Annotated in this window: 15 protein-coding genes and 2 tRNA genes; 5 read left to right on the top strand and 12 right to left on the bottom strand. The window is 64.6% G+C overall.

Annotated elements, in window-relative coordinates; genetic code table 11:
- Positions 1-49 precede the first annotated feature (49 nt).
- The 7 genes from addA to ahcY form a co-directional block, all read right to left on the bottom strand.
- Positions 50-3541 carry a double-strand break repair helicase AddA gene (gene addA, locus MTR64_RS13825; protein ID WP_243994670.1) on the bottom strand — a complete coding sequence of 1164 codons (3492 nt, stop codon included), beginning with the start codon at positions 3539-3541 and terminating at the stop codon, positions 50-52.
- Positions 3538-6516, bottom strand: a complete 2979-nt coding sequence (locus MTR64_RS13820; RefSeq protein WP_243994669.1) for a PD-(D/E)XK nuclease family protein — start codon at positions 6514-6516, stop codon at positions 3538-3540. The genes addA and MTR64_RS13820 overlap by 4 nt, the downstream gene beginning before the upstream one ends.
- Positions 6509-7234, bottom strand: coding sequence for a nucleotidyltransferase family protein (locus tag MTR64_RS13815; RefSeq protein ID WP_243994668.1), 726 nt, complete (start codon positions 7232-7234; stop codon positions 6509-6511). The genes MTR64_RS13820 and MTR64_RS13815 overlap by 8 nt, the downstream gene beginning before the upstream one ends.
- Positions 7231-8229 carry an aminoglycoside phosphotransferase family protein gene (locus MTR64_RS13810; protein WP_243994667.1) on the bottom strand — a complete coding sequence of 333 codons (999 nt, stop codon included), beginning with the start codon at positions 8227-8229 and terminating at the stop codon, positions 7231-7233. The genes MTR64_RS13815 and MTR64_RS13810 overlap by 4 nt, the downstream gene beginning before the upstream one ends.
- Positions 8226-8672 (bottom strand): tRNA (adenosine(37)-N6)-threonylcarbamoyltransferase complex ATPase subunit type 1 TsaE, encoded by a 447-nt coding sequence (tsaE, locus tag MTR64_RS13805; protein WP_243994666.1) that lies wholly within the window; start codon positions 8670-8672, stop codon positions 8226-8228. The genes MTR64_RS13810 and tsaE overlap by 4 nt, the downstream gene beginning before the upstream one ends.
- Positions 8669-11023, bottom strand: a complete 2355-nt coding sequence (locus MTR64_RS13800) for a sensor histidine kinase (RefSeq protein ID WP_243994665.1) — start codon at positions 11021-11023, stop codon at positions 8669-8671. The genes tsaE and MTR64_RS13800 overlap by 4 nt, the downstream gene beginning before the upstream one ends.
- A 193-nt stretch (positions 11024-11216) precedes the next feature.
- Positions 11217-12647, bottom strand: coding sequence for an adenosylhomocysteinase (ahcY, locus tag MTR64_RS13795; protein ID WP_243994664.1), 1431 nt, complete (start codon positions 12645-12647; stop codon positions 11217-11219).
- Between the two features lie 429 nt (positions 12648-13076).
- On the opposite strand from ahcY, the gene MTR64_RS13790 reads away from it, so the two are divergent.
- Both MTR64_RS13790 and MTR64_RS13785 read left to right on the top strand, forming a co-directional pair.
- Positions 13077-13556, top strand: a complete 480-nt coding sequence (locus MTR64_RS13790) for a peroxiredoxin (RefSeq protein ID WP_243994663.1) — start codon at positions 13077-13079, stop codon at positions 13554-13556.
- Positions 13557-13707: 151 nt separating this feature from the next.
- Positions 13708-14388, top strand: a complete 681-nt coding sequence (locus MTR64_RS13785; RefSeq protein WP_243994662.1) for an SDR family NAD(P)-dependent oxidoreductase — start codon at positions 13708-13710, stop codon at positions 14386-14388.
- Here MTR64_RS13785 and MTR64_RS13780 read toward each other — a convergent pair.
- From MTR64_RS13780 to MTR64_RS13770, 3 genes are all read right to left on the bottom strand, one after another.
- Entirely contained in the window at positions 14372-15832 is a 1461-nt protein-coding gene (locus MTR64_RS13780; RefSeq protein ID WP_243994661.1) for a hypothetical protein, read from the bottom strand. The two genes, MTR64_RS13785 and MTR64_RS13780, sit on opposite strands and share 17 nt — an antisense overlap.
- A gap of 98 nt (positions 15833-15930) precedes the next feature.
- Positions 15931-16539, bottom strand: a complete 609-nt coding sequence (gene folE, locus MTR64_RS13775; protein ID WP_243994660.1) for a GTP cyclohydrolase I FolE — start codon at positions 16537-16539, stop codon at positions 15931-15933.
- The gene (locus tag MTR64_RS13770) at positions 16536-18071 is read right to left on the bottom strand and encodes a phospholipase D-like domain-containing protein (protein WP_243994659.1); all 1536 of its coding nucleotides are present in this window, start codon (positions 18069-18071) and stop codon (positions 16536-16538) included. Before MTR64_RS13770 ends, folE begins: the two co-directional genes overlap by 4 nt.
- 189 nt (positions 18072-18260) lie before the next feature.
- On the opposite strand from MTR64_RS13770, the gene MTR64_RS13765 reads away from it, so the two are divergent.
- The 3 genes from MTR64_RS13765 to MTR64_RS13755 all read left to right on the top strand — a co-directional run bounded on the left by MTR64_RS13765 (position 18261) and on the right by MTR64_RS13755 (position 21219).
- Entirely contained in the window at positions 18261-18791 is a 531-nt protein-coding gene (locus MTR64_RS13765; protein WP_243994658.1) for a nuclear transport factor 2 family protein, read from the top strand.
- 281 nt (positions 18792-19072) lie between these two features.
- Positions 19073-19666 (top strand): hypothetical protein, encoded by a 594-nt coding sequence (locus tag MTR64_RS13760; protein WP_243994657.1) that lies wholly within the window; start codon positions 19073-19075, stop codon positions 19664-19666.
- Positions 19667-19905: 239 nt separating this feature from the next.
- A complete protein-coding gene (locus MTR64_RS13755; RefSeq protein ID WP_243994656.1) occupies positions 19906-21219 on the top strand; it encodes a chloride channel protein in 1314 nt (437 codons plus the stop codon).
- Between the two features lie 71 nt (positions 21220-21290).
- Here MTR64_RS13755 and MTR64_RS13750 read toward each other — a convergent pair.
- Positions 21291-21367: transfer RNA gene (locus MTR64_RS13750), tRNA-Arg, on the bottom strand.
- A 54-nt stretch (positions 21368-21421) separates the two neighbouring features.
- A tRNA-Arg gene (locus MTR64_RS13745) sits at positions 21422-21498 on the bottom strand.
- Between the last annotated feature and the right edge of the window lie 77 nt (positions 21499-21575).

The following is a 21575-nucleotide window of genomic DNA, read 5'->3' as shown; positions in this document are numbered from 1 at the left end:
TGCAATCTAGAGACGAAACCGCCCGGCGCAACGGCTGAGCGCGAAAGCTTTACTCACCGGGGGCCAAATCCGGCTTGTGTGCGGCCAGCACATCTGCCGGAACCGTGATCAGGCGTGGCGCGGTAGTGTAGAGGAGCGCCACTTCCACCGTGCGCGCCGGAAAGGTGGTTTCGAGGGCAGCGGCATAGGCTCCCATCTGCCGCAGCACCCCGCGCGGTACCTGATCGAGCGTTTCGGGAGGACGGCGGGCGGTCTTGTAGTCGATCAGCCGCACACGGCCGGGCTCTACGACAAGCCGGTCGATCGTTCCCGCCACGACCTGACCGCCGACGACGGCGGCTACCGGCACTTCGGCGAGGCTTCCCGGCTCGAACAGATCAGCCCAGTCGGGATTGGTCAGCACGTCCATCGCCGTTTCCAGCAGCGCCTCGCGCGCGGCTTCGGCCAGATCTGCGGCATTGCGCGCCAGCCATGCCTTGCCGCTCTCGGCACGGCTGTCCGCAGGGACTTCGGGAAGACGTTCCAGCAGCTTGTGCACCAGCGTGCCGCGCCGGGCCGCTTCCCGGCCTGCACCGGGCGGGAATGGCGGATCGGGCGCATCGTCCTCACCCAGCGCTGATGGCGCCAGCGGACGCGGCGGGCGCGGTTCGGCGGGCGGACCACGCCGAAGCCACGAAGGCAGCGGCTCACCAAGCGGCAATTCGGGCGCGCCGGTCTCGGCCGCGACGGAAGCAGGCAGCGAACCATGTTCGCAGCGCGTGCCCCAGATGGCATCCTCGATCTCCGCTTCGGGCGGGAACAGTTCGCGCAGGCGCGCGTACCAGCTCTTGGGCGGCGGTCCGTCCTTGTCGCGGCGGCTAAGCGCACCGCCCACGAACAGCGCTTCCTCGGCGCGGGTCATGGCGACATAGAGCAGGCGCCAGTGCTCTTCCTCGTCGCCCTGACGGTTTGCTTCTATCTGTTCGGCAATCCGCCCCTGCTTTTCCTCCTTCGAGAGCGGCGGCAGCGGGATCGCGCGGGTCTCGTTGGCCGGATCGGGCAGGTCGAGCCCGCGCTCACGCGCGCTTTCGGGATTGCCCGTGGCATCGGCCAGGATGACGATCGGCGCCTGCAGGCCCTTGGAGCCGTGCACCGTCATCACCCGGACGAGCCCTGCGGCATTGTCGGCCTCGCGCTTCAGTTCGCCGTCGCCCGCATCGAACCAGGCGAGGAACCCGGCAAGGCTGGGCGTATCGGTGGCGACATAGGCCTTGGCGGCATTGATCAGTTCGTCGATCGGATCGTTCGCCTCGGTGCCGAGCCGGGCGACCAGCCTGCGCCGTCCCTGCCACGGCCCCACCAGCAGCCAGTGCAGCAATTCCTGCGGCGGCTCGTAGTCGGCCAGCGCCAGCAGGTCGCCCAGTTGCTGCATCGCGGCCGCCACATCGCCCTCGCGCGAGCGGCGCAAGTGATCCCACAAGCGGGTGTGTTTCGGGCGGTAGCCATGCTGCAGCAACTGCTCCTGGCTCCACCCGATCAGCGGCGAGACCAGCAGGCTGGCAAGATTGAGATCGTCGAGCGGCTGCACCGCAAAGCGCAGCGCGGCCACCAGATCCTTCACCGCCAAGGGCGCGCCCAGACGCAGGCGGTCGACGCCCGCCACCGGCACGCCCGCCGCATGAAGCCGCGCCACGATCAGCCCGGCCAGTTCCTTGCGCTGGCGCACCAGTACCATGACGTCGCCCGCCGTGGCCCGGCGCGGCTTGCCTTTGACCAGCGTAAATCCCGGCCCGAGCGGATCGAGCCAGGCCCTGACCTGCCGCGCGATATTGTCCGCCATGCGCCGGTCGGGACGCGAGAGCCAGGTCTGGGCCGTGCCCTCTTCCTGATCCTCGTCCTCTTCGGCGTCCTGCGCGGTTTCGCTGACCGGTTGCCAAAGGCCGACATAACCGGGACGATCCTGTCCCTCGTGCCGCTCGGGCGCATGGTCGAGGCCAAAGCTGGCCGGACCAATCCCGGCAATCGCGCGGTCAACGAAATCGAGCACGTGCTGCGCGGTGCGGAAGCTGCGGTCCAGCCCCAGCTCGATCAGCTTGCCCGCGCGATCGTTGCTGCGCAGCATTTCGGCATTCTCCGCCGCCATGAGCATTTCGCGGCGCACCCGGTCGGCGGCGCGGCGGAAGTTTTCCGGGCTGGTGCCCTGAAAGCGGAAGATCGCCTGCTTGTAATCGCCAACCACGAAGAGCGTGCGCATCACATCGCCGCGCTGGCCGAGGCCTGCCCAGAACTCCTCCGCCATGGCGAAGATGATGTCCCACTGCGCCGCGTTGGTGTCCTGCGCCTCGTCGACCAGGATATGGTCGAAACGGCGGTCCAGCTTGTAGCGGATCCAGTCGGCCTGATCCTTCCTGCCAAGCAGATCGGCGGCGCGGCGGATCTGGTCGTCGAAATCGATCAGCCCCTCGCGTTGCTTGGCTTCGTCCCACGCGAGGGCAAAGGCCCGGCCCAGACGCAGTGCCGGAACCAGACGCTCAGCCAGCGCCAGCAGCGCGGCGGCGGCCCGCACACGGGCGATGCATTCGACGACGCGGGCAGCATAGTCGGGATAGGCGGGATCGAGCTTGGTCTGCGAAGTACTGGCTTTCGGTTCTCCCTTTTGCGTCAGGAACACGCTCGCCAGCGCGGCGATGCCTTCCAGACGCTGCACCGGATCACCCAGCAGCCATTCGCTGATGGCATCGACCGCGCCAAGCCCGGTCTTGGTGCCCCATTCATGGTTCACTTCCATGCAGCGGCGCAGCGAGCGGGTATCGAACGCCTCATCCCCGCACATCGCCGCGAGCCAGTCCGCGCCGGCATCGCTGGGCAGACCCAGCAGGCGCAGCACGTTGAGGCGCATGTCGCTCGCCTGCCAGCTTCCGGGCCCGATCCATGCCTCGCGCGCCGAGGCGCAGCGCAGCAGGTAGCCTTCCACCGCATCAGGGCCATGCCGCAGCGACAGATCCTCCACGGCACGCAGCAATTGCGGATCGCCCAGCGGATCGCTTTCCGCATGGACCAGCAGGTCCGCCAGCACCTGCCGCGCCAGCAGCACGCGTTCGCGGTCTTCCATCGGGCGGCTGCCGGGGATCAGGTCCGCTTCCTGCGGGAATGTTGCCAGCAGCCATTGCGAGAAGGCGTGGATGGTATCGATCCGAAGCCCGCCGCCAGGGCAATCGAGCACGGCGGCAAACAGCGTGCGCGCATGGGCCAGTGTACCGGGATCGGCGGGGGCACCGATGGCTTCAAGCCGCACGAACAAGTCCGTATCGCTCAGCCGCACCCATTCGGCCAGCGTGCCGTTGATGCGCGCGGCCATTTCGGTGGCACCCGCCTTGGTAAAGGTGAGGCACAGGATCTGCGAGGGCTCCACCCCCGGCTGCAGCAGAAGGCGCAGCACGCGCGAGGAGAGCACCTGCGTCTTGCCGGTGCCCGCCGAGGCCGAGAGCCACACTGTCTCGCGCGGATCGACGGCAAGACGCTGGTTCCCATGCAGCGGGTGGACAGTGGCCGCGCCGCTCATGCCGTGTCCTCCGCGCCGGTGTCGCCCAGAGTCGTCAACCACTCATCAAGGCGCATGAGCTGGTCGTAGTCGGCATAGCTGCCGAGTTCGGGATTCAGCCGCGCGGTGAAGGGCTCGGTGCCCAGAATCCACCGGTCCAGCGCATCGTTCAGGAAGAATTCGCTCGCCGGAAGGAATTCGTCGCGCGGAAGGCCGGATTTCTTGCGGCCTTCCTGCACCGGCTCGAACTGATAGCCCATCGTGCCGTCCTTGGCCTTGGCCATGGACCAGTATTCAAAGCCGGTGACGTCTCCCTCGATACCCTTGAAGCCATTCGCCTCGGCGATCAGGCCGATCAGCCCCAGTTGCAGCGCGAAACCTTCCTCCACGCGCTTGCCGGAGGGCGGCTGGCCAGTCTTGTAGTCGACCACCGCCAGCGTGCCGTCGGCCTTGCGGTCGAGGCGGTCGGCGCGGCCATGGATGCGCACGTCGCGGTAGCGCATGTCGCCCCATTGCTCCACGCCGAGCACTTCGCGTCCTTCGGCCTTGGCACCCAGGATCATGCGCTCGAAGGTCTCCAGCGCAGCGGCGAGGCGCGGCCACCACAGCACGCGCATCAGCGGGTGGGCGTTCGCTTCGGTCAGAACCTGCTGCGCGATGGCGTGGAGGCCGCCCGGCGGCTCGCCCGCCTCATGCCAGCGCTGCATGATGAGGTGGGCGACTTCGCCCTTCCACGCCGCGCTGGGCTCAGCATCGAGCGGGTCGAGGCTGCGCAGGCCAAGAATGGCGCTGGCATAGAACTGGTAGGGATCGCCGCGCAGCCGGTCGAGCCCGGTGGCGGAGACATCCACCTTGCGCTCTTCTGCAGACGGCATCGGCTGGGGGCGTGGATGCGGCGGAATGCGCGCAGCATCGTCGAGCAGCCGGGCCAGCCGAAGCGCTTCCTTTTCGTCATGACGCCCGGCCTGATCGCCCAGCATTGCCTGCACACGCAGCACGAAGCGCGAGGGGATAACCGGTCCGCCCTCGTCGCGCTGCGCCCAGCTCAGCACCACTTCGGGCGCGCCCAGTGCGGCGGCAAGGTCATGCGCGGCAAGGCCGATCCGAAAATCGGCGCCGGGCACGCCGAGCGCGCGCAGCACGGCGGGCGGCAGCAGCGAATCCTGTGCAGGCGAGGCCGGCCAGACGCCTTCGGCCAGCCCCCCGCAGATCACGAGGTCGGCGCGGCTCATCCGCGCTTCAAGCAGGCCGTAGATCGCCACGCGCGGATGCCCGCCCCATGGCGGGCGCACCGATACGCGGTCCATCGCATCGCGCAGGACCGCATGCAGTTCGCGCGGATCGAGCAGGGTTCCGGCGGCATCCGCCGCTTCGCGCAACTCCTCGACAAAAGCGCCCAGCGCGCGGCCATCGGGCCCGGCCCAGACCGCCTCGCCGCACAGGGCCTCCGCCGCATCGGCCAGCGCGCCAAGCAGGCGGGTGAAAGGCTCGCTTTCTCCGAACGCAAACAGGGGCGACAGGACCGCCTCCACCGTGCACCACCATTCGCCGAGCTTGTGCTCTGCGGCGATCCCAGCAAGCGGCTCCAGACCGGCCGCCGGGCGCGGGCCGCGCAAGGCGAGGTCCAGCTTGCGCGCATTCTCCAGCCACCGCGCACGCCCTTCCCCGCCGCCTGCCAGCGGATGGGCCAGCAGCGCGATCAGCGGCACTGGCGCGGCCTGATCCGCCAGCACTTCGGCCAGCAGCAAAAGCACGCGCCCGGCGGCCATCTGCGGCAGAGGGCGGCCCGCCGTGTCGTCCGCTTCGATGCCCCAGCGCCGCAGGTGCGCCACCACCCGCGCGGCCAGTCCCCGGTCGGGCGAGATCAGCGCGACGCGCCGTTCCGGCACTTCCAGCGCCTCGCGGATCAGCACGGCAATCGCCTGCGCCTCCTCGCCCGGATGGGTGCTTTCCATCAGCCGCACCCCCGGCAGGCGGCGGTGCTCGGGCTTCAGGTCCGCCCACGCGGCCGAGGCGCGCGGCGGCAGGAACAGGTTGGAAATCACCTTGCTGCGCACCGGCGGCGCGGCGGAGAGGCCCGAGCGGTGCCAGGGCTGCACTTCCGCGCGGGCGATGCCCATGCGGTTGAGCAGCAGCTTGATGTGATATTGCGGATGCGTCACTGCATCGTGGCGGCCGAACGGCGGATCGTCCTTTTCGGCGGGCGCCCCGGCTGTGCCGAGTTCTTCCCAAACCTCGGGCGCCAGGGCCAGATCGAGATCGGGCAGGATCACGCTGCCGCGGTCCAGCTCGCTCACCACGCGCAGCAATTTCGCCAGCGCGGGCGAGGCGCTGGTGACTCCCGCTGCGACGACCGGGTGCGGCGGCGGCTCCTCGCGCCAGCGCCGCGCGGCGTGTTCGAACAAACGGTTGCGGCGCTCCGGCGCATCGATCTGGTCGCGTTCGGCGAGTTCCGCAATCCAGTATTGCTGCACCATCAGGAACGTGCGGGTGTTGTCGCTCCAGTGACCGGCGAGATCACCGACCAGGCCGATCACCTTTTCCGACATCAGATCGATCGGCGCGATGCCCTCGACCAGCAACCGGTCCATGGTGCGCCCGATTTCCCACGCGCGGCGCAACAGGGCCGCGCCCTTCCCGGCCTTGTCGCCTTCCACTTCGCGCAGATAGTGCGCAAGGCGCAGCCAGCGGCGTGTGGAATCGGCGGCAGGTGGAATATCAGCCGCGCCCAGCGGATCAAGCAGCGGCCCCAGTGTCTCGTCCAGATCGAGATCGCCGACAACGGCCATGCGCGGCAGCAGCAGGCCCTGACCGGAATGCCGCACGAAAGCCTCGGTAACAGTGCGCACCGTACGGCGGCTTGGCAGCAGAAGGGTCAGCCGGGCCAGTCCCAGATCGGGTTCGGCGTAGCGCGGGACGAGCCCTGCCACCAGGGCATCGGCAAAACCACGATGAGCAGCGATGGAATAAACCTTGGGCCCCGCCCTCTCAGGCACGGGTCATCCATTCTTCGGTCGGCTTGATTGCGCCGGGCGTGCCGACTTCGAACCACAAGCCCATATGCGAAACGCCGTAAAGGCGGCCTTCCTCGATCGCGCGGTTCCACAGGACGTTCGTTGAGAACGGCCCTTCCGGTGCATCGCGCAGCAGGCGGTGCGACACGATCTGGATACCTGTAAAGATGAACGGTGCGACGTATCCGCGCTTGCGCCGCGCCACGCGGCCTTGGGGATCGAGGTGGAAATCCCCCTCTCCCCGGTAGTTCATCGCCCGCGGGTGCGGAACGAGAAGCAGCAGCGCATCCATCCGCTCCGGGTCCCAGGCCTGTGACAGCTCCTTGAACACATCGTTCGGCCCATCCAGCCAGATGTTGTCGCTGTTGAGGCAGAAAAACGGATCGGGCAGCATCGGTGCGGCCTTGACCATACCGCCGCCGGTTTCGAGCAATTGGTCACGCTCGTCCGAAATCCGGATGTCAGGCAAACGGCTGCGAACCGTGCAATGGCCTTCCAGCGCATCGGCCAGATAATGGACGTTCACCACCGCGTGAGCAACGCCCGCGCTTTCCAGCTTGTCCAGCGCGTGGTCTATCATCGACTTGCCGGCCACGCGCACCAGCGGCTTGGGCTGGGCCGCGGTGAGCGGGCGCATACGCTTGCCCAGGCCTGCGGCAAGGATCATCGCGGTATCACTGGCGAGGGGCTTTCCGGTCATTGCTCGAATGCCCCTCCATTAACCGCGCGCAATTCCGCAGGAATGTTGGCATCGAACCACGCCGCCACCGGCGCGAGCGCCGGATGCGTCAGATCCCTCTCCAGCAGCGCCCAGACGCGCGGGATCAGTTCCAGATAGCGAGGCTTGCCGTCCCGGCGCCACAACCTCACGAAGATACCGATGATCTTGGTGTTCCGCTGTGCGCCGAGCCGCGCATAGTCAGCGGAGAACAGCTCCGGTTCCGCCAGCGACGCGCGCACATAGTGCTCTATCATGCGCTCTTCGAGCTCGGGAGACACATCGCGCCGTGCGTCCTGTAGCAGCGACACCAGATCGTAGGCCGGGTGCCCCACCAACGCATCCTGGAAATCGAGCAGCCCTTGCGTCTCCAGCGCGCCCAGCAGCATGATATTCTCTGCGTGGTAATCGCGCAGCACTGTGACGCCGGGGCGCTGGCGCGGAAGCAGGTCGCGCAGCACCGCTTCCCAAGCCGCCGTAAAGCCGTTCACATCGACATAGAGATTTTGCGCAGTGCAATACCAGTCAATGAACAGGCGCGCCTCGCGCTGGTACTCGCTCATCGAGTAATCCAGGAATGGACCGGGCGGCAAGTCGTGTAACTGCACGAGCGCGTTCACCGCACCTTTGTAGATCACCTCTTCATCGTCCGGCCACTGGTCAAGATAGTCGCGCATTCGCGCGGTGCCGAAGTCTTCCAGCAGCACCAATCCGCGTGCCGCGTCCTCGGCGAAGATGCGGGGTGCTCGCATGCCGTTGGCGTCCAGCCAGTGTGCCGCGCGCAGGAACGGTCCGGGGTCCTCGTTGGGCGGCGGTGCGTCCATCAGCATGGCGGTTTCGCCGGTTGGCCTGCGAATACGAAAATAGCGGCGGAAGGACGCATCGCCGGGCAGTGCCTCCACCACAGCACCTTCCCAGCCCGCATGGGCAAGGAAAGCATCGAGATCGGCGGGAAGGTTGGATGGAATCGTTGTCATTGCGGCATTCGCCCTAGCCAATCGTCCCCACCCTCGACAATGGCCATGCGACCGTCATCCAGAACTTCCAGTGAGATCGAAAGGCATCCAGGCTCATGCGCGAAGCCGCCCGCATGATCGGGCCACTCGGCGATCAGCGCTGCCCCTTCGCGATAATCGTCGAGACCGATCTCCTCGGCCTCCTCGGGCCGGGACAGGCGGTAGAAATCGGCATGAACCAGCGGCAGCCGAACTGACGGCGGTTCGTAGAGCTCGACGATCGCGAAGCTCGGCGAAGGCACTTCGCCCTGATGACCGAGCCCGGCGATGATGGCGCGCGCGATCGTCGTCTTGCCCGCGCCAAGCCCCCCGGTCAGTGCAACGACATCACCGGGCCTGAGCGCTTCGGCGATCTCACGCCCGAAACGCTTCATCGCGGCAAGATCTGGAAGCGAAACCTTCACGGCAGTTCAACGGTCACGCTGGTGCCCTGTCCGGGTTCGGAGACGAGCTTCAGCGTCCCCCCGTGCGCCTCGACCAGCTGACGGGCAAGCGGCAGACCGAGTCCCTGCCGTCGTTCCACGCGTTTTCCGTCCGGGCTTACCTTCATGCCTTCCAGCGCACGGGCAAGGCTGCGGCTGTCCATGCCCTGGCCTTTGTCCTGCACGAGGATCTGCACCAAGTCCTCGTTACCCGCCTTGCGGCGCGAGGCTTGCAGGACGATGCGGCCACCACGCGGACTGGCTGTAATGGCATTGTCGAGCAGATGGCCAATCGCACGCGCCAGACGGCGCCGGTCGGCCGACAGCGGACGCATCAGCCCGCTGGCACGCAAATCGAGGACCAGCCCTTCCTTTTCGAGCCGCGCCGCGCGTTCCTCGGCGATCCCGCGCAGGAACGGCATGACCTCGATGTCCTCGCGCTTGAGCGGCAGCATTCCCGCCTCGCTCTGCGAAAGGTCGAGCAGGCTGTCTATGTGCTCGCCCAGTTGCCCGGAAGCCTGCAGGATCGAAGCGACATAGTCCTTGCCGGGCTCAGTCAGTTCGCCGCCCAGACCATGTTCGAGCATTTCCGCGAAGCCACCGATCGAATTCAGCGGATTGCGCAGTTCATAGCTCATGTGCGCCAGGAACCTGGTCTTGATCGCGTCGGCCTCGATCAGCGCGGCGTTGCTTTCGCGCAGTGCATCCTCAACCTTTTGCGAGTCGGTGATGTCGAGGACGGCCAGCAGCCCGTTGCCGTCGGGCAGTGGCACCCCGGCGAACTCCAGCATCCGCCCGTCGGCCAGCGCGATACGGCCGCCCTTCTGGGTGCGGTCGAGCGTGGCGGCGCGCACCACCGTCCCCACCGTTTCGGCTTCTACCGGTCGCTTCAGCCTCGAGGCGATCTTCTTGAGCAGAGCCTCCATGTGCGGGTGGGTGTCGAGGAAATCGCTGTCGAGCCCCCAGTCGGCGGCAAAACGGCGATTCCAGAGCTGCATTCGTCCGTCGGGCGCGAAAACGGCGATCGATTCGAACAGGCTGTCGAACGTCGCCGTGCGCGTACGGAGCAGCGTGTCGCGGACAGCGGATAGCCGCAACTGCTCGGTCCGGTCCTCGACGATCATCAGCAGGCTGCCGTCTGGCATCGGCTGAGCAACGATGCGCAGATGCGTACCGTCGGCCAGCGACCAGGCTTCCTCATGCGTATCGCCTGCTGCAAACCAGGCTGCGCGTTCACGGCGCCAGGCGGGGAAGTCGCGCACTTCAGGCACACGGCCTGCCACGCGCGCCGCATCAAGGAACCGTTCGAACGCAGGAGGATCCTGCATCGACCGCGCCGACAGGCTGAAAAGCCTCTGGAAAGGCTGGTTCGCAAAGGTGAGACGGCGCTTCGCATCGAATTGCGCCACCCCGGCAGACAACTGGTCGAGCATGGCTCGCTGTGCTTCACGGAAAGCCCGGAACGAGCGGGACATTTCCTCCATGTCCTCGATGTCCACTGCGTAGCCGGCAATGCCGTCCTCACCCAGCGGTAAATCGCTGACACGAAGCGCGCGGCGCTGTCCGCCGATGGTCGTGTGGACAACACGCTCGACCGGGGCTCCGTTTTCCACCGCCTGCTGCGCGACCTGGGCTGGAGTCACGCCATCAACCGTTTCGATCAATTCCACACCGCCCGCGACAACCGCCTCGGCGCTCGCCGCGCCAACGGCAGCGACATAGGCCGAATTGACCAGCTGGATTTCCCCATCAGGTCTGCGGAACCACATGGGCATCGGCGCAGCCTCGATCAGCGATACCAGCGCATGGAAGTCTCCCTGCGCCCGCGCCGCCTCTTCACGCAGGCGCGCGAGTTCGCTTTCGCTATCGCTGAAATCGAAAATCCACACCAGTGCCGCTCCGCCGGGAGAAACCTGCGGGTCGGCCAGATGGCCGCGCAATGCGAGGCTGCGCGTCGATCCCTCGGGCGTCATGACCATGCGGAACGGAGCCGCAGTCTTCTGGCAGCGGCGCACCGCCTCGGTCAGTTCATCGAGCTTTTCCCGCGGCAGCCCGCGCCCGCCGCCATCCAGCTCGGAAAGATAATGCGGCATGGCGTCGAGCCCCAGCCACTGCGCCAGACGCGGGCTTGCCTCGATGCGCCCATCGGAGCGCACCAGAAGCGGCAAGGCTGGCGATTCCTCGACCATTCGGGCGAGACGCCGCGCCGAGCGGAGCTGGCCTTCGGTGCGCTTTTCGCGCGCTCGGGACGCCAGCACCGCCCATGCAGCGACCAGCGTCCAGGCGCCGAGTAGCAATCCGATCAACAAAGGCAGGAAACGTTCGAGGTCCATTGAATCCGGCTATGGTGCCGACAGCGCGCCATGACAATGGGCGGTCGACATGAACTTCGCGCAATCCACCGTGCCATACGGCCGGCCTGGACAAATATTGCGGAACCTGTCTGCAAAAAAGCCCGGAGCAAGCCGATGCTGCTCCGGGCCTTTTTCACAACAGGCTCATGGGCATGAGCCGTAACGGACGCGATCAATAGCGGTAGTGATCCGGCTTGAACGGGCCTTCCTGCGGCACTCCGATATAGGCAGCCTGCTTATCGGAAAGCTTGGACAGCTTCACGCCGAGCTTTTCGAGGTGCAGCGCCGCCACCTTCTCGTCGAGGTGCTTGGGCAGCACGTAGACGCGGTTCTCGTATTCGCCGTTCTTGGTGAACAGCTCGATCTGCGCCAGCGTCTGGTTGGTGAAGCTGGCGGACATCACGAAGCTCGGGTGGCCGGTAGCACAGCCCAGATTGACCAGACGGCCCTTGGCGAGCACGATGATCTGCTTGCCGTCCGGGAAGGTGACGAGGTCGGTGCCCGGCTTGATTTCCTTCCACACGTAGTTGTCGAGCGCGGAAATCTGGATCTCGGAATCGAAGTGGCCGATATTGCAGACGATGGCCTTGTCCTTCATCTGCGCCATGTGGTCGCCGCTGATCACCGCTTCGTTGCCAGTGGCGGTCACGAAAATGTCGCAACGCTTCACGGCTTCGTCCATGGTGACGACTTCGTAGCCTTCCATCGCCGCTTGCAGTGCGCAGATCGGATCGATCTCGGTCACCATCACGCGGGCGCCGCCATTGCGCAGCGAAGCCGCCGAACCCTTGCCTACGTCACCGAAGCCAGCGACGCAGGCCACCTTGCCGGCCAGCATCACGTCGGTGGCGCGACGGATGGCGTCGACCAACGATTCCTTGCAGCCATAGAGATTGTCGAACTTCGACTTGGTGACAGAGTCGTTCACGTTGATCGCGGGGAACGGCAGCTTGCCGTCCTTGGCGATCTGGTAAAGACGGTGCACGCCGGTCGTCGTTTCTTCCGAAACGCCCTTGATGTGCGCGACCGACATCGTGAGGTAACCGGGCTTGCGCTTCAGGAATTCCTTGAGCGCGCGGCAGAATTCAATTTCCTCGGCGTTCGAGGGCTCGAACAGTGCCTCGCCCGCTTCCACGCGCGCGCCCCACAGCGCGAACATGGTAGCGTCACCGCCGTCATCGAGGATCATGTTGGCAGTCTGGTTATCGCCCCAGTCGAAGATGTTGCCGACATAGTCCCAGTACTCGGCCAGGCTTTCGCCCTTCACCGCGAAGACGGGAATACCCTGCGCAGCGATGGCTGCGGCGGCATGGTCCTGCGTCGAGAAGATGTTGCAAGTGGCCCAGCGCACTTCGGCGCCCAGAGCGACCAGCGTCTCGATCAGCACGGCGGTCTGGATCGTCATGTGGAGCGAGCCGGTGATGCGCGCGCCCTTGAGCGGCTGCGCCGCGCCGAATTCCTCGCGCAGGGCCATCAGGCCAGGCATTTCGGTTTCGGCAATGGCGATCTCGTCCCGGCCAAATTCGGCAAGCGAGATATCGGCTATGGCGTAATCGTGTGCAGCGGTCTTGGCGTGGGCCACGGGCGCGAACTCCTGGGTCAATTTAAGAACGGTGCCACGTTTCCCGCGGACAAGGCAAAACGGAGCACCGGCAATGAAAGCTCCCTATCCATAACGGCCGCGCGAAGCAAATATAAAGATATCTTTATATGATGACGAGAAGGTGCCGCTGCCCTACTGCTGCCAAATCGGCCCCGACGGTCCCGTTTCGGCAATGGCGTTGTACCACAGCCCCGCAGCGCATGTGCCAGAGCTGGCCGGAAGCCTGTCGCCAACATGGCCGCACACTTTGTCTCCGAGGTGGAGACAGCACCGGCTGTCGTGTCTACTGCTGGTTTCAAGACTTGCTGTAAGGCGCCATCGTTACGGTGCAGCGCAAAACGGAATTCAACATGACGGGGCGTTGCCGTAATCCGTCCACGCCCTATATCTGCGCGCGTTGCGATTCACTTGCAGGAAAGGATGCATCCCATGACCATCGCCGTTGGAGACAAGCTGCCCGACGTCAAGCTGATGAAGGCTGGCGAAAGCGGCCCCGAGCCGGTTCAGACCGCCGACTACTTCGCCGGCAAGACGGTCGCCCTGTTCTCGGTGCCCGGAGCGTTCACCCCGACCTGCTCGGCCAAGCATCTTCCGGGTTTCGTTGAGAAAGCCAGTGAACTGAAGGCGAAGGGCATTGATGAGATCGTCTGCACTGCCGTCAATGACGCTTTCGTGATGGGCGCGTGGGGCAAGGCCGCCGGCTCTTCCGACGTCACCATGCTGGCGGACGGCAACGGCGATTTCGCCAAGGCGGTAGACCTCGTCATGGACGGTTCGGGCTTCGGCATGGGCAGCCGCGGTCAGCGTTTCTCGATGGTGGTAAAAGACGGCGTTGTCGAAAAACTGAACGTCGAAGCGCCGGGTACTTTTGAAGTTAGTGCTGCAGAATACATGCTCGGCCAGCTCTGAGCGAACCGACCTGTTTGCGGAAAGGGCGGCCCCCCCTTGCGGAGGGCCGCCCTTTCTTTTTTCACACAACATCGGCGGGGCGTTGGCATCGGCCGTTCGCTTGCCCCTGCGATCCCTCACCGTTAGCTTTGCCTCAAAGCGAGGAGTTCTCATGGCACGTACGGTTATCGTCACCGGTGGATTCGGTGTTCTTGGGCAGGCAGTAGCGAGCCATTTCGCTGCCGCTGGTGACAAAGTTACGCGTCTCGATTTTGCGCCGGAAGCGAAGACTACGCTGGCTGGCGCGCTCGATATCGGCGGTGTCGACCTGGCCGATGCGGATGCTACCGCAGCCGCACTCGACAAAGTCGTGGCTGCGCACGGCGGGATCGACATTCTGGTCAATGTCGCCGGCGGCTTCATGTGGGAAACGCTGGAAGGCGGATCGATCGCGACATGGACGAAGATGCAGGCCATGAACCTGTTGACCGCGGCAACGATCACCCAGCTCGCCCTGCCTGAACTGAAGAAATCCCCGGCTGGCCGTATCGTCAACATGGGTGCCGGCGGCGCCGTCAAGGCCGGGATGGGCATGGGTGCCTACGCGGCCTCGAAGGCAGGCGTGCACCGCATGACCGAGGCTCTGGCCGAGGAGCTTGCCGGATCGAGTGTCACCGTAAACGCCATTCTTCCCAGCATCATCGACACGCCGACCAACCGCGCTGACATGCCTGACGCCGATTTCTCGACCTGGGTTCAGCCCGCCGCGATCGCCGAGGTCATCGGCTTCCTCGCTTCGGACAGCGGGCGTTCGGTAACCGGCGCCCTGATACCGGTCACGCGCGGGGCCTGAGTCCTCTGCGTACGTAAACGACTATCCCCTCGCGGTCATAGATGCGCCGCCACTTGCGGTTGCGGGTCAGCTCGTTTGCGAGCGGGGCATTATGTCGAGCGTTGAGGACGAAGGCTACCGGACGCCACTTGCGCACTACGTCAACGAGCGGGACGAAGCCGTTCTCGATCCCGCCGTTGTATTTCCACTCTTCGCTGGAATAACGGTAGTAGCGTCCGTCATAAGCCACGCGCCATGCCGGGTACCCCACATCGATGATGGCCCCGCCGAACGGAAAATCGCCGTAGATCGTGCCGCGCACACGTTCCTGTTTTAGACTGGCGAGAGCCTCCAGCGGAATGCCGGGCATGAATCGGGTTGGCAGAACCACTGGCGCCAGAACCGCAACCAGCAATACATGGCCTGCAATTACGCCCCGTGGCAGACCGTTGCACTCGGGCCGGGCCTGTGGTGCCGAAACTGTCCGGGCAATCACCGGAACCATCGCTGCTGCCCAGAACAGCACGAAGCGATAGGCTGTGACGGTAAGTATCAGCACGGCAAGCGCGACCGCCAGTTCTCCGGCATCGGTTCGTTCGCGGTGACGCCACACCAGCAGAAAAGCCGTCGCAGCCACAGTCACGACCGGGATCGCAGTCATGCGGTTGGCGGGTATCCACAAAGGCAGCCACTCGCTGGCACCGATCGCAATGCTGGCTTCCGCATTGCGTGCAGAGATATCCAGAATCCCGAACCCGTCAGGGGTGGTGAACATTGCCGCGCAGCCGATCAGGGCCAGCAGCGTCGGCGCCCATGGCACGGCATGTTTCGGGTCTCGCAGCCAGCCCAGCCACCCAGGCACGGACGACGCCCCCATGGCCAGCACGCCCACGCTCACCGAGGGATGCAGGTTTTGCCAGAGCACAAGCAGCGGCGTGCCCAGCAAGACTGTATTGAGCACACCGGGATCGAGCCGCCGCAGTGCCAGCAGCAGGCCGAAACAAAGAACGGCGAAACTCTGTGGCCGAATGCTGGCGATATGAAAGGAAGTGAAGAACGCCAGCAGCAGCGCCAGCATCACCGCATCCAGCCGAGCCCCCCGCACGCGGCAGGCGGCTGCCGGAGCCCAGAGGCCACCCAGCCAGCACAGGGCATCGAAGACCCTGAGCAGGCCCCAACCACCAAGAAGCCGGACTTGCGCCATTATCGCCTGCCCCAGCCAGCATACCGTTGTCAGCGGCTCGCCCAGATGCAGCGCGGAAAATGGCTCGGTATCGATCGGGCCATGGTGTGCGAGAATGAGTTCGCCCAGCTTGAGCTGCCAGAAGATGTCGACATCCCAGACCCGTCGCGACAACAGGGCGAGGAGCATGGCGGCGGGGACCAGCGCCAGCAACCATGAAGACAATCCGCGGCCAAGTCTGGATCGCGTTGCGCCGGCGTCCTGCACGAAGGGTCCCTGCACTCAACGGCTCCGGATGCTGCGGGCACTACCCACAGCCCAAGCCGGGGCGCCACGAACGAGCAGACTTATACAAAGGTTCCGGCCAAAGTCCGCAGGCTTTAATAGCCCATCAGGCTGAGCACTTCCTTGCGTGAGCGCTCGTCCTCGAGGAACGTGCCCATCATCCGGCTCGTGATCATGCCGACGCCGGGCGTGCGCACGCCGCGCGCCGTCATGCAGGCATGGCTCGCCTCGATTACCACCGCGACGCCATGTGGCCTGAGGTTGTCCCAGATGCATTGCGCGACTTCGGCAGTCAGGCGCTCCTGGATCTGCAGGCGACGGGCATAGCCGTGGAGCACGCGAGCGAGCTTGGAAATACCCACCACGTGATCGCGTGGCAGATAGGCGATCGCGGCCTTGCCGATGATCGGCGCCATGTGGTGTTCGCAGTGCGACTGGAAGGGAATGTCCTTGAGCAGCACAACCTCGTTGTAGCCGCCCACTTCCTCGAAGATGCGGCTGAGGTGGATCGCCGGTTCTTCCTGATAGCCCTGGCAATATTCCAGCCAGGCCCGCGCCACGCGCTTGGGCGTATCGATCAGGCCTTCGCGCGTCGGATCATCACCTGCCCAGCGAATCAGCGTGCGGATCGCATCCTGCACATCTTCCGGTACGGGCGGCTTGCCCAGCGGGTTGTCTTCATCGGGGCCAACCAGGCTGCTCATCCCCTCGTACTCCTCTTTAATCTCTGCATCAGGCGCATACGCATGAGTTGCCCCTTCCTGCGGAACAACCCGCGCCTTTCGATTGGCTCGAACATTTCGCCGGGGCGTTCCGGATCGAGCAAACCGCTTGTGCCAAGCGCTCTTTCAGCTTCCGACAGATGTTTCAAGGGTAAGGGTTCCAGATGTTTGCCGGAAACAGACAGGGAATTGATCATACCGGCCATCGAACCGTAACGGTCAATTCCGCGGTGCACGGTCTCCTCACTGGTGCCGCAATGCTCGGCCAGAAGTTTCAGGCGCAGCCGGGAAATGGCCGGGCCGGCATGGGCATTGGCAGGCCGCGCCGTGTCGATGAACACGTCGCATTCGCTGTCGAGCCCCATTGACCGGTTATTCATGTTCGCCGATCCCACACGCAGTATCTCGTCGTCGATGATCATCAGCTTCGCGTGGACGTAGATCGGTGAGCCGTCGCTGGTTACGGGATGGTAGATACTGAAGCGCTTATTTCCATCGGCATGACGCAGCGTTTCGAGCAGTTCCACGCGCGCCGTATCCATTGCCACCTGCTCCAGCCAGCCTTGTGCTGAAAGCGGATTGATCACCAGAATCTCCGGCGGATCGGTCTCAAGCAGGCGTTCGCAGATCACTTCCGCGATTGCGCGCGATGCGAAATACTGGGTCTCAATGTAAACAAAGTGCCGGGCCCTGCGGATCTGCTCGACGAACAGTTGTTCGATCTCGCAGATTTGCGGCGATGCCCCGTATTTGGCGCTGGTTCGCGCGATCCCAATCTCTACATTCTCGAATTCCGGCTCAAGATCGTCCGGCCACGGGCTGGCTTCCTGGGGTGCGCAAGGTTGAATCACGTGACCGCCGGCGGCGCGCCAGCGATCGCGACCGAGTTGCCCGAGCGCAATCGCAACATCGCCATCCATGACCATCGTAATGTCGTGCCAGGGGCCGTAGTTTCTGCCCGAAGGGCGACGCCGGCGGGGATCGTGCGGTAGGTGTTCCGGCGTATCCCAGCGTTCCGAGGTCATGTCGATGCCGCCGCAGGCCGCGAACACGTCATCGATCACCACGATCTTCTGATGATGACTGCATCCTACCGGGTGCGCCGAATCGAACTTGAAATCGATCCGATTGCGGAGGAACCACCGCACCAGATCGAACAGCATGGTTCCCCGGAACAGGTACTTCACCAAAGCGAAGTTCCACTTGAGCAGCAGCACTTCGAGAGCCTGGTTCCGCTTGACCAGCCACAGGATGTAGGATCCCAGCCTGGCGGGAAAGCGCTTCTTCCGGCCACGCTGCCACCAGCGCCGCCCGGAGGGCAGCAGGATGCGAGAATCGAAATCCCACCCGATCAGGAAAATGCGCTGCTCCGCCCGATCCATCGCTTCGCGAATGATGCCGAAGTACTCTGCCGCGTCGATCGCAAGATATGCCCGCCGCGCCATGGCATAGCGCCAGACCGGCTCTCCGGCCCGGTTCCCCTGCCCGGCATCCTCGCTTTGGTCGACTTCCATCGTTTGCCTTGCTGGATCAGTCACTTCGCATGATCAAGCCCCGATGCCGCCTGATGTTCCCCCGCTAAACGTCATATCGCGAGGCACTCCCGTTTGCCTCCAGGTGCGCGAACGCCCTCGCGCGGTTGCGCCCGCCGGTTTCATCGCCGAGCCTTCGCCCGAACTAGAACCACACGAGGGAGATACCTGATGACCACCAAGGTGACTCGGATCATTGAGGAACTGGCCGACCGCGAAGCGATCCGCGAATGCCTCTACCGCTATTCGCGCGGGGTTGACCGGCTCGATGCCGACATGGTGCGCTCCGCCTACTGGCCCGACTGCATCGACGAGCACATGGGATTTGTCGGCAATGCCGAAGAGTTCATCTCCTGGTCGTTTCCGATCATGGGATCGATGGACCAGACCATGCACATGATCAGCAATGTGCTAATCACGCTCGACGGCGACACCGCCGATGCCGAAAGCTATTTCTACGGCATCCACCGCGTGAACCTCCCGGATGGTGAAAAGTCCGATGTCATCGGCGCCGGGCGCTATCTCGACCGCTTGGAAAAGCGCGATGACGAATGGCGCATCGCCCGCCGCCTCGTCGTCACCGACTGGTTCCGCCAATATCCGGATTCGGCGGACTGGTCGCAGGGCATGCTCGGGATCATGGTCGATCCGGGCGGCCGCTACCCTGATGACGAGAGCTACCGGCGCGTTCGCATCCGCTAATTTTTGCCGCATTGCACAAAAAAATAGCGAATCGGCGCGGAAAACTGTCATTTCATCGTTGATCTGGCTCCGTTCAGCAGCCATTCGGTTACGGGCGCGTAATCGTCGCACCAGCCTGTTCGCAATCCAGCGTGTGGATCACGCCTGCGAACGCCCCTCGGTCCACTGGGCCGGGTCGCCGTCCGGACCCTTTGTTCCGGGCCACCTTTCGAGTCCTCCCGCATCACAGGGAGGCATGTTCCGGGATCTCGCCCAGATCCCGTACCGAAGAGGAGTACAACATGAAAACATCCCTCATCGCCGCCGCGATTGCAGCTGCGAGCCTGGCCCCTGTCGCCGCATCGGCACAGGACGCAGCCGCAGCCGTCGCCCCGACGGTGGGTGCCAAGGTCTACGGCCCCGAAGGTAACGAGGTAGGCACGGTCGAATCCGTGCAGAACGGTGTGATAACCGTGAACACCGGTGCCGCTCGTGCTGGCCTGCCCGCCAGCTCTTTCGCCATGCGCGAGAAGGGCCTGACCATCGGCATGACCAAGGCTCAACTCGAAACCGCGGTGAACGGCGCCAAGGCCGAGACCAATGCTGCCAAGGACGCCGCCATGGTCGTCGACGCGCCGATCAAGAGCAGCGACGGCGTTGTGCTCGGCACGATCTCCAAGATCGAGGGCGATGATGTGACCGTGCTGCTCAGCAGCGGCACGTCGGTCATTCTCAAGAAATCCTATCTCGGCCTCGTCAACGACTCGCTGACGCTCGGCATGACCGCTGCCGCGTTCGCCGAGCAGACCGGCGCCAGCGCTGCTGCGCAGGCCAGCAACGATGCGGCAGCGTCCGCCTCTGGCGAGGCCGCTGCTACGGACGCCCCGAGCGAGTAAGTCCACCGCTCAACGTCCGGTACGCATGATCTTAGGGCCGGAACGACAGCCGTCGTTCCGGCCCTTACGCGTTGAAAGACTTCCTCAGACTGCCCTGCCTGAGCGGGCACTTCGCGTGCGCTGAGATTTTTCAGGGAAAAACCTTGCTCTTCGCGGCAGGGTTGACGCAATAGGGCGGCAGCACTGGCCTTGCGCGTTCCCGCGCGCATCACCCCCAAAATGCAGCGAGCGGACACACCTTGACCTCCCGGGAGCGAATCCAAGCCGTCTTCCAAGCCATTCCCGGCTTTGACATTGCCCTGGCGCGTCGCCGCGCCGCAACGGCCATTGGAGCGATTTCGCTTGGCCTGATCGCGATCGTGTTCGCCTGGATGGGTGACAAGGCGCAAGGGATCTTCAACGAATTCCAATCGCAGAACCGGTATGCTCCTCTGGTGCTGACCCCTGCGGTATTCGTGGCGGTGGTATGGATTACCAAACGCTGGTCGCCGGATGCGCGCGGTTCCGGCATTCCCCAGGTCATGGCGGCCGGGAAGGACCTGGACCTTGCCTACACCAAACTGCTTTCAATGCCGACGGCAATTGCGAAGCTGCTGCTAACGGTCGTCATGCTGCTTGCGGGCGGATCGGTGGGGCGCGAAGGTCCTACCGTCCAGGTAGCCGCAGCGATCATGATCGTGTGCCACCGCCTGTTCCGCGTACCGATGACCGCCGGTGTGCTCATTGCGGGTGGCGCAGCGGGCGTCGCGGCCGCTTTCAATACACCGCTTGCCGGTGTCGCCTTTGCCATTGAGGAACTCGCGGCGGCTTTCGAACAGCGCGTCGCGGTCCTCGTCATGGGTGCAGTCGTGATCTCGGGCCTCGTCAGCCTCGGTCTTTCGGGCGATTACATCTATTTCGGCGTAATGCGCGATACCTTGAACGTCAGTTCAGTCGTGATCATTGCCCCTGTTGCAGGCGTGTTCGGCGGCGTGCTCGGCGGACTGTTTTCGCGCACGCTGCTGGCCTTCGCGCGCAGCGGGCACAGCTGGTTCTCCGGTTTCCGCAAGCGGCCTATCCTGCTGGCGCTGATTTGCGGGATGATTGTCGCCGTCGTCGGTGTCATGAGCGGCGGTTCGACCTGGGGCACCGGCTACGAAGTGACCAAGCAGATGGTCGAAGGCCACCAAAGTACCCCGGCGTGGTTTGGCCCGGCCAAATTGCTGGTAACGGCTGCCACTGCCGTTTCCGGCGCCCCAGGCGGCATTTTCGCACCTTCGCTGTCAGTCGGAGCGGGCGTGGGCCAACTGCTGACGTACTGCTTCCCGGACGATCCCATGGGGGCGGTGATCCTGCTGGGCATGACGGGCTATTTCGTTGGCGTGGTACGTGCCCCCCTTACGGCCGTTATTATTCTCATGGAAACCACCGCCAGCAGGGGCATGATCCTACCGCTGTTCGCCACTGCCATTATCGCCGATGCCGTCAGCAAGCTGGTCTGCCGGGAGAAGCTGTATCACGGCCTTTCACACGGCTTTAGCGTTCACGGAGAGCCCCGCGCCAACCAAGCCTGAAGTACCCGCGCTGGCGGCCTGAACAAAAAAGCCCCGCCAGCATTGGCGGGGCTTTTTTGTTCAGGGAGATGTGGCGCGCCCGGAACGATTCGAACGTCCGACCCTCAGATTCGTAGTCTGATGCTCTATCCAGCTGAGCTACGGGCGCGCATGTGCCCATCTCCACCTCGTCACAGCCTGCAAAAGACTGCTCGGAAGTTGTTGGCGCGCCCGGAACGATTCGAACGTCCGACCCTCAGATTCGTAGTCTGATGCTCTATCCAGCTGAGCTACGGGCGCGCATGTGCCCATCTCCACCTCGTCACAGCCTGCAAAAGACTGCTCGGAAGTTGTTGGCGCGCCCGGAACGATTCGAA

Origin of the sequence: Novosphingobium album (ex Hu et al. 2023), from assembly GCF_022832385.1 — a bacterium.
In the GTDB taxonomy this organism is placed as follows: Bacteria; Pseudomonadota; Alphaproteobacteria; order Sphingomonadales; family Sphingomonadaceae; genus Novosphingobium; species Novosphingobium album.
This window is presented reverse-complemented; position numbering and strand designations above follow the sequence as displayed.